Genomic DNA, 265 nt, shown 5'->3' with positions numbered 1-265 from the left:
TATGTTTAGCCGCCTGCTGTCGCAAAACGCGCCTAATGGGCATACACTGTAGCACAAATGACAGTAAGGGTGCTGATCAGAATGCCTTCTTTTGTAGGGATATTCAACATTGTAAGTAATGAGGGAAGCCTGGTGAACGGAGACACGTTCGTCATTGCACCGACAAGTGCTGCCAAATCGTACACCGGCAGCGGCGGCGGTATTACGGGCGACTTCACGTTGTCTACGACCTTATTCAGCGCTACGATTACGTTGGATCCGGACG

At 50.9% G+C, this 265-nt stretch carries 1 protein-coding gene; it reads left to right on the top strand.

Features of this window, described 5'->3' with window-relative positions; translation table 11 throughout:
• Positions 1–81: 81 nt before the first annotated feature.
• Positions 82–265 (top strand): spore germination protein (locus tag KVT27_RS25035; RefSeq protein ID WP_217582212.1); only part of this gene is annotated, 184 nt, incomplete at its 3' end.

Source organism: Lysinibacillus sp. GbtcB16 (assembly GCF_019091145.1).
Taxonomy (GTDB): domain Bacteria; phylum Bacillota; class Bacilli; order Bacillales_A; family Planococcaceae; genus Lysinibacillus; species Lysinibacillus fusiformis.
The sequence above is the reverse complement of the archived record's forward strand: the minus strand, read 5'-3'. Positions and strand labels throughout refer to the sequence as shown.